This window comes from Alphaproteobacteria bacterium (assembly GCA_023898725.1).
Taxonomy (GTDB): Bacteria; Pseudomonadota; Alphaproteobacteria; order JAUHZC01; family JAUHZC01.
In genome coordinates this window covers 88,914-102,762 of sequence record CP060236.1, presented here as the reverse complement: position 1 = coordinate 102,762, position 13,849 = coordinate 88,914, and the positions used below count along the sequence as shown (strand labels likewise).

The 13,849-nt window shown below is 43.9% G+C and carries 9 protein-coding genes, 1 tRNA gene, 1 other RNA gene and 1 pseudogene; 5 read left to right on the top strand and 7 right to left on the bottom strand.

What is annotated here, in order from left to right; translation table 11 throughout:
- Positions 1-172 precede the first annotated feature (172 nt).
- Together ssrA and nth are read right to left on the bottom strand one after the other, a co-directional pair.
- Positions 173-515: a transfer-messenger RNA gene (gene ssrA / locus H6849_00475) on the bottom strand.
- Between the two features lie 109 nt (positions 516-624).
- Positions 625-1,257 carry an endonuclease III gene (nth, locus tag H6849_00470; GenBank protein USO01523.1) on the bottom strand — a complete coding sequence of 211 codons (633 nt, stop codon included), beginning with the start codon at positions 1,255-1,257 and terminating at the stop codon, positions 625-627.
- Between the two features lie 218 nt (positions 1,258-1,475).
- Between nth and H6849_00465 the strand changes: the two genes are divergently transcribed.
- The 3 genes from H6849_00465 (at position 1,476) to H6849_00455 (ending at position 4,091) form a co-directional block, all read left to right on the top strand.
- A complete protein-coding gene (locus tag H6849_00465; protein USO01522.1) occupies positions 1,476-2,633 on the top strand; it encodes an MFS transporter in 1,158 nt (385 codons plus the stop codon).
- A 42-nt stretch (positions 2,634-2,675) separates the two neighbouring features.
- Positions 2,676-2,760 (top strand) — tRNA-Leu (locus H6849_00460).
- Positions 2,761-2,795: 35 nt separating this feature from the next.
- The gene (locus tag H6849_00455) at positions 2,796-4,091 is read left to right on the top strand and encodes a trigger factor (GenBank protein USO01521.1); all 1,296 of its coding nucleotides are present in this window, start codon (positions 2,796-2,798) and stop codon (positions 4,089-4,091) included.
- A 778-nt stretch (positions 4,092-4,869) separates the two neighbouring features.
- Here the strand turns inward: H6849_00455 and H6849_00450 are convergent.
- On the bottom strand, positions 4,870-5,586 hold the full coding sequence (locus tag H6849_00450; GenBank protein USO01520.1) for a Bax inhibitor-1/YccA family protein: 717 nt from the start codon (positions 5,584-5,586) through the stop codon (positions 4,870-4,872).
- Between the two features lie 157 nt (positions 5,587-5,743).
- On the opposite strand from H6849_00450, the gene H6849_00445 reads away from it, so the two are divergent.
- Positions 5,744-6,637 carry a LysR family transcriptional regulator gene (locus tag H6849_00445; GenBank protein USO01519.1) on the top strand — a complete coding sequence of 298 codons (894 nt, stop codon included), beginning with the start codon at positions 5,744-5,746 and terminating at the stop codon, positions 6,635-6,637.
- Positions 6,638-6,727: 90 nt separating this feature from the next.
- Here the strand turns inward: H6849_00445 and H6849_00440 are convergent, their stop codons facing one another.
- Positions 6,728-8,080 (bottom strand): MFS transporter, encoded by a 1,353-nt coding sequence (locus tag H6849_00440; protein USO01518.1) that lies wholly within the window; start codon positions 8,078-8,080, stop codon positions 6,728-6,730.
- A 189-nt stretch (positions 8,081-8,269) separates the two neighbouring features.
- Between H6849_00440 and H6849_00435 the strand changes: the two are divergent.
- A pseudogene (locus H6849_00435) lies at positions 8,270-8,898 on the top strand (IS1595 family transposase).
- 392 nt (positions 8,899-9,290) lie between these two features.
- Here the strand turns inward: H6849_00435 and lon are convergent.
- The 3 genes from lon to H6849_00420 form a co-directional block, all read right to left on the bottom strand.
- Positions 9,291-11,705 (bottom strand): endopeptidase La, encoded by a 2,415-nt coding sequence (gene lon / locus H6849_00430; GenBank protein USO01517.1) that lies wholly within the window; start codon positions 11,703-11,705, stop codon positions 9,291-9,293.
- 77 nt (positions 11,706-11,782) lie between these two features.
- Positions 11,783-13,087 (bottom strand): ATP-dependent Clp protease ATP-binding subunit ClpX, encoded by a 1,305-nt coding sequence (gene clpX, locus H6849_00425; protein USO01516.1) that lies wholly within the window; start codon positions 13,085-13,087, stop codon positions 11,783-11,785.
- Positions 13,088-13,182: 95 nt separating this feature from the next.
- Positions 13,183-13,767, bottom strand: a complete 585-nt coding sequence (locus H6849_00420) for an ATP-dependent Clp protease proteolytic subunit (protein ID USO01883.1) — start codon at positions 13,765-13,767, stop codon at positions 13,183-13,185.
- Between the last annotated feature and the right edge of the window lie 82 nt (positions 13,768-13,849).

Below are 13,849 nucleotides of genomic sequence, written 5' to 3'. Positions count from 1 at the left end.
CTGAAGATATGAAAGTATCTGAGCCTCTGTCAGTCACTGTGAATCCTAAGGGAGTGCTACTGATGTTTGGGAAAAATTGGTAAAGAATATTTTTCAAAAGGTGTTTTTAAAAGGCTCTCTCAGCAAAGGTATCTGGTCTATGTTTCAGCAGACAATCGGCAGACAATAGGAGTGTGGGGCTTTCTGTTGCCCGGTGCCCCACAAACCGCACAAATGACACACTTTAGGCGGCTACTAGAGCTTCCATGGAGTAATTGTCATTCATAGCAATACGATTTTCGTTTGCAATTATATATTTTAGTCCGGTAACAGCGGAACAACACCGGGTAAAAAACCTATCTTTACTACGCACGTCGATCCTGTTTCATCCCCACCAAGTAAACGCAAGCGCTTAATTGGTGGAGATGCCGGGTACCGCCCCCGGGTCCGTAACGCTTATTCCATAAGCCGTTTATTACCATAGTCAGCAGGCTGACTTCCTATATATATGGGCAAATAGTTAAAATTTCAATGACTGATTACACGTTTTTAGACTCTTTGGTGGATAAGAGCGATGGGCCTCTTGGATAATATGCGTACTCATGTGGTTCTCACAGAAAATCACAAGGGTGGTCGGCGCTTGCATCAAAGCGTTTTAAAGTAAGTGCAATGGTGTGCGATTGGACAAGCGGAACAGTTGGGCGTGCGGGCTTTGCAGATATAGCGCCCGTGCAGAATTAACCAGTGATGCGCGTGTTGAAGGTACTGCGGCGGAATACACCCGAGTAATTGATCCTCGGACTCCCGGGGGGTCTTCGCATGGGTGAGGCCAATACGATTGGATACCCGGAAAATATGGGTATCCACGGCCATTGTTGGTTGATTAAAAGCGACATTAAGAACAACATTAGCCGTTTTACGCCCCACACCAGGAAGTTTTTCAAGGTCTTCACGGTGTGCTGGCACACATCCCTCGTAGTTTTCGCAGAGAATTTTGCTTAATTCATAAACATTTTTTGCTTTTGTATTTGTAAGACCAATGGTACGTATATAGTTCCTGATTTTATCCGGCCCCAGACGAACCATTTTCTGTGGAGTGTCAGCAACAAAGAACAGTTCCCGTGTTGCCTTGTTAACGCCTGTGTCGGTACTCTGGGCGGAAAGAACAACCGCAACAAGAAGTGTGAAGTTGTTTGTGTAGACAAGCTCTGTTTCTGGTTCTGGATTTCTTGCTGCGAATGTTTGGAAAATGGCAGCAACCGTAGCGTGTGAAATCATAGCATTGTTGGTGTTTCTAGGTATTAACACTAGCGGGTTTTGCTCTTTGCATCAAGGTATGTGGCCATTGAGCATATTATAATAAGGGGTAAAACCAAAAGAAAGATTAGTAAAGTTTTAATTAAATGGGCAAATACTGTAAGGACGTAATTTTTTTCAAATCAATGACTACCAAGCTCTACAATGCACTTCTGTGTATCATAATGATTACCTCGGGAATGTTACTGCCCACCATTTACTCTACCCAAATTATCACGATTTCAAAAGAATTTGGGGTGTCTCAGAATACAATCCAGTACGGCATTGCCATTTGTCTCCTGGGAAATGCTATTACAGCCCCTATCTATGGTGCTCTGTCGGACAACTATGGACGCAAATATATTTTATGTGTGGGTGGCGTCATATGCTTTGTTGGCTGCATCGTGAGTGCCCTTGCTTTTGAAGTATACTCCTTTCAGGTGGGTCGCCTCCTACAAGGATTAGGGGCTGGGTCCTTTAGCGTGGTAGCTGTTGCGTCTGTTCAGGATATTCGCACACCCGGCCAGGCTGCCAAAGTCATGGGGTGGACCTCTGTGTTTGCAGCACCTGGTCCCATAATTGCTCCGTTTATCGGTGCAAAAATTAGTATGCTCATGGGGTGGCGCTTTATTTTTGTGGGTGCAGCTATTTGGATGCTTGTTCTCATAGGGGCATTACGCTACATGATCGAAACTGTACCACAGCGTACGCGGGCCTCAGCGCTGCGATCTCCTTGGAGTCAGGCTACTCAGCGCCTTAAACTCTCCATTCGTAGCTACCGAAAGATTTTAGGGAGCCCTAAGTTTATGATGTTTGCCCTTCAAAGCCCTCTGCTGGTTTTGGGATTTTGGTGTGCGATAACTGTTTATCCCGTCTATTTCCCCCTTGTGTTCAATGTATCCGAGAAAGATTATTCTACAAATAGTCTCTATTTGACGGGCTTTTATCTAATTGGCCAGTTTTTTTTAAGTCGCTCTATTAACAGCATTGGGTTAGAGCGCACGCTGGCTTTGGGACTGAAGGTTACGGTAGCGGCTGGTGTCATACATTTTATTATAGCCGGTGTTTTCTTGAGTGAAATGGCGTGGACATTTATGGTACTGGGTACCTACATGATTGGTATGTCCTTAACTTTTAGTCCATCAGTTTCGAAATCAATTTCATTTTTTGAGGATGATAAGGGGTGTGCAGCAGCAGTGAGTAATAGCCTGCGAAAAATAACAAGTGCGTTTGGGGCATACTTAGCAGGCGTATTTGATGATACAACACTTATTCCGACGTCTATAATTATGATAGCATCCTCAGTTGTGGCATTTCTCCTTTTTCAGCTGAGAAAAACAAAATTTCTCCTCTCTTAGGATTGATTTTTTCTTGAGAAACAGATAAGAATACATGCATATGCGGGTGTGGCGAAATTGGCAGACGCACCAGATTTAGGTTCTGGCGCCGAGAGGCGTGGGGGTTCAAGTCCCTCCACCCGCACCACACGTTCACAAAAATTCCCTTGAGAGACCCATGTTATGCAACTGCAAGAAGTAAAATCCGAAGGTTTAATCCGCCACTTCAGAGGTGTTATTCCTGTTGATGTTCTTACCAAAGCAAAAAATGGGCGCCTTGCTGAAATCAGCAAAAACCGAAAGATTCCAGGGTTTCGTCCTGGTAAAATCCCTGCAGCGGTTTTGGAAAAAAAATATGGCCAGGAGGCTTATGATTATGTCATTAGCCAAGAAGTAGAAAAAAAAGCACAGGCTGCCCTTGCTGAAACACGCATTCGCCCCGCTGTTCGGCCCAAGCTTGAGATTATCTCCGAAGATGATAAAACCGGAATTGTATTTGAATTACATGTTGAGGTCTATCCTGAAATAACGCCTCCTGATTTTTCTGCCATTACATTCTCCCGATACATAGCAGAGGTATCGGCACAATCGATTGATGACTCATTAATGCGCATAGCTAATCAACAAGCAACGTTTGAGGAGGATACATCAGCCGACATCGTTTCAGAGGATCATGTTGTTATTGCTGATCTTGCTTTTGATATTCCCGGTGTCAAAGATGGCCACAGCACACAACCTGATGTAACGCTTGAACTTGGGCAACGAAAGGTTCTGCCTGCTATTGAAGAAAAGGTTGTTGGATCTAAAGTGGGTGATGTTGTGTCCATACCAACAGTGTTTCCCAGCCACGCGGATGCTAAGATTGCCAATAAACACGTTGTTTATCAGGTAACCATTAAAAAATTAAAAAAGCGCATTCCTCATGTACAGAATGATGAGCTTGCGCAAAAAGTGGGTCTCAAATCTTTGGCAGAGCTAAAGAAAGAAGTGGAAACGCGCCTTCAAGAAGAGTTGGATTCTCGGGCGTTAAGCCTGACCAAACGAGAGCTCTTTGATGCTCTTGATGTGTCAGTGACCTTTGATTTACCACCGACACTGGTTGCACATGAGGCACAAGTCGTGCGTCAGAACGTGAAGACTGATACCCCCGAAGGTACACTTACCAACGATCAAGAAAAAGAGATCAGCGAAGTAGCAGGTCGCCGGATAAAGCTTGGTCTTCTTTTCAATCATATTTCAGATGAACGTGGGCTTGATATTCCTATGGAAAAAGTACAAGAAGCTCTCATGCAAAAGGTCAATCAAAACCCTGCACATGCCAAGCAAATTCTTGATTACTATAAAAATACGCCGGGTGCCATTGATGAAATACGAGGACCGTTGCTTGAGAATGCTGTTGTTGAACATATCATCAGCCTAGCAAAGCCAGAAGAAAAGAAAATCACAGAAAAAGATCTTTTTGCGAAACTTGAAAATTAAGCATTCCTAACCGCTAAGGGCCCGTAACCTCTATACACGAGAACCTTATCCCTTTTATTTATGTGGGCTTCTGTGAGACATGACTCACACGAAAGAGGCGTGTTGCTTTTGTCCGAAATTTCCCTGCGACGGCGATGGCCACACCTCTGGCTTATACATACTCATATGGCTACACACACAAAGACTGCTAATGCATAGTGGTTTGCTATGCCAACAATCAGGAACTAACCACTATGTTTTTTGCCAAAAAAATGATGCGGCAGATATTCGTGCGCTCATCTTGTCAAAAAAACACGCGCAGAAACGGCAGGGTATACCTAGGTGTATACTAAAGAGTTATCCCGATCACTAAAAGCAGGAATGGCCGTATGGTAGTAGGAAACAGAGTGTCGGATATTCTCTCTGCTTTGTGCTGCGAATTCTCAATTTTTTCCCTGATCTCCAGTTTCAAAGAACAAAAGCATAGAGATGGCTTGACAGCTGCTTCTGTTAAGGCGGACGCACCTCTGTACGCGAGTGGAAAAAATAACCAATAGCCTCTAACTCGGTGGGGATTTTTTTAAAGCTATAAACCTCTTCCCCAATGATGGTATTTTATCTGCTTCTGTGGGGCGGTATTGATAAAAAGAAATGGGAAAATGAAGAGAAATCTGTGGTACTCCTTCCTAAACTCTCGCCTAAATTCCCGATAGGTAGAAAAGCCCCTGCGGGGGCTTTTCTACCTATCGGGTTGCGTAAAAAAGAGGGGGTCTTCGTATTCCCCGTTAGTTGTCTTGCGTCAGCGACGATCACCAAATAAACGTATCATGGCAACAAACATATTAATGAAATCCATGAATAACCGCAGTGCACCAATAATAGATGCCTTTTCAACGGTCTCACGCGATTGTCCATGCATATGATAGAAAAGATCCTTCAGGTTTTGTGTGTCATAAGCAACAAGACCACTGAAAACAAGGACGGTTACAGCAGAAATGAGCATCTGAAATCCACCACTTTGGACAAACATGTTTGTGATAGAGGCAATAATGATACCGACAACAGCGAGCGTTAAAGCCCCACCAAATCCTGAGATATCACGTTTTGTTGTATAGCCGTAAATACTGGTGGTTGCGAACATCCCTGCTGTAATGAAAAACACGCGAGCTACGCTTGTGGCTGTGTACAGCAACAAAATAGACGATAGAGATGCTCCCACCGCAGCAGCATAAAGCCAAAACATGACTTGCGCGCTGGCGGCAGACATTTTGTGAATGCGCGCCGAAAGGGTAATCACCATGACGAGAGGCAAAAACATGACCACATAGACAAGTGGTGTACCGAAAATCACTTGAATGGCAGCGGGCGATGTGGCAATGGCGTACGCAACAAAACCTGAAATCGCTAATCCAGATGCCATGTAATTGTAAATACGCTGCATGTAAGAGCGCAAAGCAAGATTCAGACTGCCATAAGAAGTCTTTTGGATTGTATCATTTCTGTTTGTGGTGTTCATGGTTAACCTCATAATTGACGTATGCAAAGTTTACACGAGTTTCCTCTGAGAGTGAATAGTAAAAATCATTTATGACTATTTGTAATTTTATTTTTCTTGATTTTCATGCCAATAGCTGACAATATGTCATTCTATTACCTGTTATTGAGGAAAAGCCATGACACGTCATTCGATTGATTGGGATAAGCTAAAGTCACTTTACTATGTTGTGAAGTGCGGTAGTTTTACGAAAGCAGCTGAAAAGCTTGGTGTTTGTCAGTCTGCTGTTAGTCGTCAAATTCATAGCTTAGAGTCACGCCTGAAACACAAAGTTTTCAAGCGTGATGGTTCGCGTATCCTTATCACAGATGCGGGTGCTCAAATGTTTGATCTTGCAGAGTCAATAATGACAAATGCTAAAGCAGTGATTAATTCGTTGGACGATACGGATGCGCCTACGGGTGAAATCGTTATGGTTTCCAATGCTGCTGTTGTTAGCGCACTTGTTCCGCAGTATATGCTTGAATTGAGCGAGCGTTACCCCGGCCTGCATTTGCACTTGCGTGCATCGTTGAGTGAGATTTTTCTTGAGGAGTGTGACGTTGCTATTTGTGGGTACTTGCCAAACCGTCCTGATTTACAACAAGAACCTTTATTCAAAAGTGCCCAAAAGTTATTTGCCAGTCCTGAGTATATTCAAAAATGTGGAACCCCCAAAAGGGTGAGTGACCTAGAGAACCATCGTTTGCTCAGTTACAGCCATAGCCCTGATCCTCACAATTGTGAAGATAGTTGGTTGCTGACAGTTGGTCTTGATGCGCGAAACGCGCGCAAGCCCTTTGCCACTTTTAATAGCAGCTTCGCGTTGTTGAATGCGGCGAGTAACGGTCTTGGAATTGTGGAGCTAGAGGGTAACTTTCCTGGTCTAATGGGTGCAAATCTCGTTGAGGTTTTACCTGAGTTGCGAGGGCCTGAAACAGAAATGTTTGTGATTTCCCATAAAAAAGCGATTATTCAACGCAAAGTAAGCGTTTGTGTTGCCTTTCTAAAAGAAAAACTCTCACAATATTAAGAATTAAACAAAGAGTTCACTCTGGCACAGAGAATTGGGATTGCTGCACGTGTGGCTATACGTGACCCAGGCACGGCCAAACAAGGGGTTTCACTTTGTCCTGCGGGTAAGTGTAAGGCCGAAGCATACAGCACCGCACACAGCAGTAACAGCAAAAACGGCCAATCCAGATTCCCATCCATAATACTTTGTTATGTAGCCGATGCCAACTCCGCTGATTGTTCCACCGATATTTCCAAATGAGCTAACGACACCTGTTGCAATGCCCACAGCTTTTTTGGAGGCAAAGTCTGCGGCGGCGGCACCCACGAGAACGTTCGGTCCAAAGCTAAAAAACCCAAAAAGAATAAGCATAACACCATCCAGAGATCGCGTATGGTAAGGTGAAAATCCAAAATAGCAGATGATTCCAGCAAGGGCCAACATATACAGAACGCCGACCGGACCACGCTGCCCTTTGAACACATGGTCAGAAACAAAACCGGCGCCTAAGCCACCAATAAGGCAGCCAACTTCATAAATGAGACCCATTTTCCCTATGGACTGAAGGCTTAGGCCACGCACATGGATAAGAATTTCAGGACACCAGTTCAAAAACCCAATACGCACCAAATAGAGACAAAAACTGGCCATACAGATAAACCAGAGGCGTTGATTGGGCAACAGTTGTTTAACCACAATTTGTCGCACCGACAAATGCATAGGCTCATTAATAATTTTTCTGTTGGAGACATGTGAATCCGGGGTCGGCTTATACTGTTCAATGGGCGGAAGTCCAACTTCACCAGGGTTATCACGCAGACGATTTAATAGAAAAGGCACCATCAAAAGTGCAGCAGCAGCAGGTATCAAAAAGGCAGATTGCCATCCCCATAACGGAATCGTATATCCACTGACGAGAAAAATAATTCCTCCGGCGAGTGGCGCATTAGAACTCCAAATAGCCCAGCGCGTACCAATCTCATGAGAGGCGTGCCAATGTGTAAGCATACGAGAGCATGAAGGGGCACCCATGGTTTGAAACCACCCATTCAGGGCCCAAAAAATAGCAAATTGATTAATCGAAGTACTAACGCCAAATAGTAAATTACAAAAAGCAACACCAAGCAAACCAAACACATGAAAATATCGGGCATTTGCCTTATCACTGAAAAGACCATTACACAAACGACCACTCGCGTAGGCGGCAGTGGTTGCTGACATAATCATGCCGATTTGTTGGTCATCAAAACCAAACTCTGCCTTCATTGCGGGCACAGCCATAGCTAAATTGATGCGGCCTAGATTATACAGTCCGTACCCTAAAATAATGGAATACATAATGCGCAAACGCCAGTACGCATAGCGAGATTTGGTAAAAATCCCCTGTGAGTAGCTAATATCTGGGTGTGGAGCAGATTCTTTGTTGTTCTTAGCAGTCAAGATACGAGATGTGTTATTCACGAAAAATAACGAATTAATTGAGATTTAAACCTAGCACAGAACCTTCTGCCTGAAAATAGGATAAAAGTTACAAAAAATTTCACATTATATGGGCATCATGCACTAATATTTTTCAGGTATGTTAAGATGAAAAAAGTAAAAAAGAAGGTTCTGTCGCAGATAACGTAGAAATATGTTCTAAAGGAAAGCATGAGAAAGAGTCGATGTGGCTGGTACACGCAAAACAAACTGATAAAGCATTTCGTATCTGGCACAACAGCACGATGCGCGGCTGAACTGGTTGGTGTTAATAGAAGAAGTGCCGCATATTATTCTATATGGTTGAGAAAGATTATCACCCACCATCAGGAGAGAGAATCTCTCTGAGTCTTCGAAGGTGAGATTGACGGTGACGAGAGTGACTTTGGTGTCACACAAAAAGGACAAGGTGGCCCCAGCGCATCAGGAGCGGCGCTTCAGGAAAAGGACCAGTTTTGGGATTGTTAAAAGGGGGTGGTAAGATTTATACCCCAATTATTCCAGGTGCGAAAAGAGATACCTTGATGCCAATAATCCAGGATAAAATCACGTTGGATAGTGTTGTGTCTCGTGACTCATGGCCAGCGTACAATGTTTTGGATACGACTGGTTTGAGACATTTTAGAATTAATCACAGTAAAATTTTTGCGGATAAGAAGAATCACATCAAGGGCATCGAAAATTTTTAGAATCAGGCAACGCGTCATCTGCGTAAATTTATCGGTATCCCCAAAGAGAGTTTTGATCTCTTTTTAAAAGAGTGTGAACGGCGTTTTAACAACAGCACCCCTAAAAATTAGTTAACGCAATTAAGACAACGGGTTAAGAGGGTCTTAAAATAGTTATCTGGGAAAGCCCCTAAAGTTATTGCCATCAGGAAGTAGTTTCCCAGCAGAAAAAATGCATTTCTTCCCGTTCCATAGGATGCACATCGAACAAAGCAAGAAGTGTAGCTATAGACAAAGTGATTTTCGTTTTCCCTCCGAAAGCTCGTAACACGCAAGGCAGTAGGGGGACAATGACCAAAAAATCCTTTTTGACGTTTATAAGCTCAAAAGAAATTTTGTGCTTATAAACGTCCTTCACATGAACGCTTGTACACAAAACAATAAAGCTTTTTGACCACCTCGTAGGGGGCTATCCTCAAAAAGATCATTGCGATAGAGAAATCCCTGCGGGTGATTGGCCTTGCTTATGTTCGTTTACGCGTGGGCTTTTCAGGAAAAGCAAGAGCAATGGCCAAAACTTCACTTGCGTCACTAACGGGGATGATCGTGATATCCTGTTTTACGTTTAGTGGAATCTCCTCGAGATCTTTCTCGTTATCTTTTGGGATAATGACTATGGTAATCCCCCCGCGGTGGGCAGCCAATAATTTTTCCTTGAGACCACCAATGGGCAAAACACGCCCGCGCAGGGTAATCTCACCAGTCATTGCGACATCGCTACGAACAGGAGTTTCAGTGAGAACAGAAACAATAGACGTAAACATCCCAATCCCTGCAGAAGGACCATCTTTGGGAGTTGCCCCCTCAGGTACGTGAATATGGATGTCATATTTATTGAACATGGTTTCAGGAATAGCGAACTCCTTTGCGTGAGCCCGTACATAACTAGCTGCCGCCTGGATCGACTCTTGCATAACTTCACCCAACTTACCGGTGATTTTCATCTTTCCCTTACCGGGCAGTCTTACAGCCTCAAGGGTCAAAAGTTCTCCACCAACTTCTGTCCAGGCGAGTCCTGTTGTAACACCAACAAAATTCTCTGCTTCTTTTTCCCCAAAGCTGAAACGCTTTATTCCGGCAAAATCCCCCAGGTTTTCTGGTGTGATCGCGATTTGCTTGAGCACCTTGGCAGGAACGTCCTTCTTTTTCTTATCACTATGGATAAGAATTTTTTTCAAACTTTTGCGCATAATGTTTGCCAGTTCGCGTTCAAGGTTACGAACCCCTGCTTCGCGCGTATAACACCGAATAATAGCCAAAATGGCATCATCAGATATCGCAATCTCTTTATCACTCAGTCCATTATCTTTAATTTGTTTAGGGATAAGATGGCGCTTAGCAATCTCAAGCTTCTCTTGTTCGGTGTATCCGGAAAGACGAATGATCTCCATGCGGTCCATTAAAGGGGCTGGGATTTGACTAAGATAATTGGCTGTCGTTACAAACATAACGTCCGATAGATCATAGTCAACTTCTAAGTAGTGATCGTTAAAAGAGCTATTTTGAGAAGGATCAAGAACCTCAAGGAGTGCAGAAGACGGGTCTCCGCGCCAATCAGATCCTAGTTTATCAATTTCATCCAGCAGAAAAAGAGGGTTTTGACTCTTTGCTTTGCGCATACTTTGGATAATTTTTCCTGGCATTGCACCAATATACGTGCGTCGATGACCACGAACTTCTGATTCATCACGCACCCCGCCCAAGGACATGCGCACAAAGTTACGTCCCGTTGCACGGGCGATGGATGTTCCCAAAGAAGTTTTCCCCACACCTGGTGGCCCAACAAGGCACATAATAGGTCCTTTGACTTTTCCCACACGTGACTGAACTGCAAGATACTCAAGGATCCGCTCTTTAACTTTCTCAAGGCCATAGTGATCCTCGTTAAGGATTTTTTCCGCGGCCAAAAGATCTTTTTTCGTGGGGGTGCGCTTATTCCAGGGTATGCTTAAAAGCCACTCCAAGTAATTACGAATAACAGTGGCTTCTGATGACATAGGGCTCATCAAGCGTAATTTTTTGAGCTCTGCCTCCGCTTTTTCTTTGGAATCTTTCGGAAGCTTTGTGGCAGTTATCTTGTTTTGAATCTCATCGAGTTCATTGGTACCATCTTCGCTGTCACCCAATTCTTTTTGGATGGCCTTCATCTGTTCTGTAAGATAGTATTCTCGCTGGGTTTTTTCCATCTGTCGTTTGACGCGGGAGCGAATCCGTCGTTCTGTTTGAAGAACGCTGATTTCTGCCTCCATCAGATTGATGATTGCTTCAATGCGCTCGGAGACGGTGGTTGTCTCTAAAAGATTTTGTTTGTCAGAAAGCTTCAACGATAGATGTGATGCAATAGTATCCGCAAGGCGGGTGGGCTCATCAATTTTACTTAAGGAGAGAAGAGCATCGGGCGAAACCTTAGGGTTGAGTTTCACATAGCTTTCAAACTGGGATATGGCTGTACGGCTGAGGGGCTCAAGAACGCTATCAATCTCTGGGTCTGTAGCAATAGCTGTAGCCTTGCAGACGAGGTAAGTGCTGTTGGTAACAAACTCTTGGACGGCCATTCGCTCCCGGCCCTCGACAAGGACTTTTACTGTTCCGTCAGGTAGTTTCAGAAGCTGAAGGATCTTTCCAACTGTTCCCACACGGTAAAGATCTTTTTCCTCAGGATTGTCATGTGAAGAGTTTTTTTGCGTAAGCATCAAAATTTCTTCGGTATTCTTCATGGCAAATTCAAGAGCATCAACAGACTTTGGTCGTCCCACAAAAAGCGGAACGATCATTGCGGGAAAGACCACAATGTCACGTAAAGGAAGAACGGGAAGAAGGAGCGGTGTCTTTTTTGTGACGGCCTTCGTTTTTTTTGTAACAGCTTTTTTTTCAGACATATAACGTAGTAAAATCCGGAGTTAGTGAGTGAATCGTTGTATAACTTCACCACCTTACAGCGAAAGCAGACCAAAACTCAAGCAAGATTCTCAAGTTCTGAATCTTTTGTCATGTGCGTGTTACTGCTTGGTGCAGCAAGAGATTTTGGTTCTCCTGCTCGCATGGTAATGAGGGGCTCTGTTTTGCCATCAACAACACTGCTATTAATAATAACTTCTTCCACATCAGATTTTCCGGGCAGATCATACATCAAATTGAGAAGAATTCCCTCCAGTATCGAACGCAGTCCTCGGGCACCTGTCCCACGAGAAACGGCTTGACCAGCAATGCTACGCAAGGCACTTTTACTAAAGGTCAATTTGACATTTTCGGTCGCAAAAATGGCTTGGTACTGTTTAATGAGGGCGTTTTTCGGTTCCTCCAAAATACGCACAAGTGCATCCACGTCAAGATCATTGAGTGTCGCAATAACAGGTAAACGGCCCACAAATTCAGGGATCAATCCAAACTTCAACAGATCTTCAGGCTCAAGTTCCGTAAAAAGCTCCCCTGGTTTTCGGTTTTCCACCGACTGCACCTCCGCACCAAATCCAATAGAGGATTTTTTGCCACGTTTGCTGATGACTTTGTCAAGCCCTGCGAATGCACCCCCACAAATAAAGAGAATGTTGGTGGTATCGATTTGTAAAAATTCCTGTTGAGGGTGCTTGCGTCCCCCTTGAGGAGGAACAGAAGCAACAGTTCCCTCCATAATTTTGAGGAGAGCCTGCTGTACGCCTTCGCCGGAAACATCTCGCGTAATGGAAGGGTTATCTGATTTGCGGGATATTTTATCAATTTCGTCAATATAAACAATGCCCCGTTGTGCTTTTTCAACATCGTAATCAGAGGCTTGTAAAAGCTTTAAGATAATATTTTCAACATCTTCACCAACATAACCTGCTTCCGTCAACGATGTGGCATCAGCCATCGTAAAGGGAACATCAAGAATGCGTGCTAGGGTTTGTGCAAGCAATGTTTTGCCGCACCCGGTAGGCCCGACGAGGAGAATATTGGATTTTGCAAGTTCAACCTCGCCCTTATTCGTGTTGGCATCTAAACGTTTGTAGTGGTTGTGAACAGCAACTGCAAGAACCCGTTTCGCGTGTTCCTGCCCAATTACGTAGGAACTAAGTATCCCATCAATTTCCCGTGGTGTTGGAATCTTTCCAAGACCAGGGATGGGTCCTTTGATGTCTTCACCGTCAATAATTTCGTGACACAGCTCAATACATTCATCGCAAATAAACACAGTAGGGCCCGCAATAAGCTTGCGCACCTCATGTTGGCTTTTTCCGCAAAAAGAACAGTAGAGGGTTTCTTGAGAGGGTTTATTCGCCATAAAAATACCTGTTAGATGTCTTTGTTAAAACCAGAATGCCCCACAGTGCATAATAATCCGTTAACCCAAAAAACTTTTCGTCTGGGGTTTGTGTTTTATTTATTATCTCTTTGTTCAATAATATGATCAATAAGTCCGAAGCTTTTTGCTTCAGTAGGTGACATAAAATTGTCACGCTCCATTGCTTTGTTGACAGTATCAATATTCTTGCCAGTTGTGCGTGCGTAAATTTCATTGAGACTTTTGCGTGTTTTGATAATTTCCTGCGCATGAATTTCAATGTCTGTTGCTTGGCCGCGAAAGCCTCCGCTTGGTTGGTGAATCATAACCCGTGCATGGGGAAGGCTATAACGTTTTCCCGGCGCGCCACATGTTAGCAATAATGATCCCGCTGAAACAGCCTGGCCGATGCAGATTGTTTTTACATCAGGCTTAATGTAGTTCATTGTATCCATCATAGCCATGGCAGAGGTCACAATGCCGCCTGGGGAATTAATGTAAAGAGACACGTCCTTGTCAGGGTTTTCGGATTCTAAAAATAGCAACTGTGCACATACAAGCGTGGCAATATCGTCATTGATTTCACCGCTTAGAAAAATTATACGCTCCTTGAGGAGCCGGGAATAAATATCAAACGCACGTTCTCCACGTCCCGTTTGCTCAACGACCGTTGGGACCAGGTAACTTTCAACAGTGGACAAAGGGTGTGCGATCATTATGAAAACTCCAGAAAATAACAAAGTTCAGATTATTATTTAGGAA